The 1,757-nt window shown below is 59.2% G+C and carries 2 protein-coding genes; one reads left to right on the top strand and one right to left on the bottom strand.

All coding sequences use genetic code 11. The annotated features are described in order from the left end of the window. The coding region (locus WCA10_RS18680; protein WP_472824028.1) for an SBBP repeat-containing protein at positions 1-1,606 on the top strand (1,606 nt) is incomplete at its 5' end. Here WCA10_RS18680 and WCA10_RS18675 read toward each other — a convergent pair. After that, the coding region (locus WCA10_RS18675; protein WP_472824027.1) for a hypothetical protein at positions 1,548-1,757 on the bottom strand (210 nt) is incomplete at its 5' end. The two genes, WCA10_RS18680 and WCA10_RS18675, sit on opposite strands and share 59 nt — an antisense overlap.

The raw sequence follows: 1,757 nt of genomic DNA, 5'->3' as shown, positions 1-1,757 counted from the left end.
CTCTAGGATCGACGAAAGATCGAGCGTGCTGCCCCATGCATCGCCGGTCCCCAATCAGGAGGCGTTTAAGGGCAGGTTTGTACTCGCAGGTCATAACCGGGTGGTCTTCGCTCTGGAGGAGTACGAGCGAAAACGAGCGCTCGTGATTGACCCGGTGCTGAGCTACTCCACTTACTTCGGTGGTAGCGGTTACGATTCAGGCCAGGCCATCGCCGTAGACGGTGCAGGCAACGCCTATGTAACAGGGGATACCACGTCGGCCGAATTTCCCACCGCCAATCCGCTCCAGCCCAGCTTCGGCACGGGCTCGAGTGACGTTTTTGTAACGAAGCTAAACGCGATGGGATCCGGTCTCGTCTACTCCACCTATCTGGGCGGCAGCGCAAGTAATTGGGGAACCGGAATCGCCGTCGATTCTTCCGGCAACGCGTACGTGATCGGCAACACAACCTCAACCGACTTCCCTACGGCCAAGCCCTATCAGGCTACAAACAGGGCCAGCGCGAATGCGAGGTACAGCGCCTTCGTTGCCAAGCTGAACGCGGCCGGCACTGGCTTGCTGTACTCCACCTACCTGGGCGGCAGCGTTGAAAACTGGGGCTACGGCATCGCTGTCGACTCCTCCGGAAATGCATACGTGACCGGATCGACCCTTTCGGCCGACTTCCCGACAGCGGCGGCCCTTCAGGCGGCCAATAGGGCTACGTTGAAGACAGAAACCGTGACTGCCTATGTCGCGAAGTTGAACTCCGCCGGCTCGGCCCTGGACTACTCCACCTATCTGGGCGGAAGCGACGGTGATTCGGGCCAAGGCATCGCGGTCGATTCCCGCGGCAACGCCTACGTGACGGGATATACATCCTCGACCGACTTTCCCACGGTGAAGCCAGTGCAGGCGAGTAACCGCGGAGACTTTGATGCCTTCGTAGCGAAATTGAATCCAGATGGGTCGGCTCTGGTCTACTCCACGTATCTGGGCGGCAGTGGTGTGGACTATGGCTATGGCATCGCTGTCGATTCAGTTGGTAATGCGTATGTTACGGGGCGATCCTACTCGACTGACTTCCCCATGGCAAACCCCCTGCAGGTGTCGTATAAGGGCGAGCTTGATGCCTTTGTTGCGAAATTGAATCCGGCCGGATCGGCTTTTATCTACTCGACTTATTTGGGTGGCAGCCGGTACGACGAGGGCAACAGCATCGCCGTTGATCCTTCCGGCAACGCGTACGTGACGGGCGTGACCTACTCGACCGACTTCCCGACCGCTTGGCCCTTGCAAAGCAGATGCGGCGGCTGCAGTTCTTACGCCGACGCGTTTGTGGCGAAATTGAACGCGATTGGATCAGCGCTGGTGTACTCCACGTACCTGGGCGGCAGTGGTGTGGACTACGGCTATGGCATCGCCGTCGATTCCCACGGCAACGCTTATGTCACAGGAGAGACGTCCTCAACGGACTTCCCCGTGGCTCATCCGCTGGAGCCGAGCGCTCACGGGAACTTTGATGTGTTCGTGACTAAGATTTCATCGGTCGGCCCGAATCCCGTCTCTACCGTTCGGCGGACGGAACGCAAAGCTGCCCACACGGCAGACGCCGATCGCCGCTGATCAGCGTTTGAATGAGGCTGCCCAGCCCATCATCTACTTGCCGCAGCTCCAGGATTTCAATCCCGACGTGGTCAATCACGCCCGGGTTGCGGGCCATGCCGGAGCCTTCGGGCCCCACCCGGAAACTCAGAAGTAAAACTTCAGCGCAAAT

Origin of the sequence: Occallatibacter sp., assembly GCF_049582745.1 — a bacterium.
GTDB lineage: Bacteria > Acidobacteriota > Terriglobia > Terriglobales > Acidobacteriaceae > Telmatobacter.
This window is presented reverse-complemented; position numbering and strand designations above follow the sequence as displayed.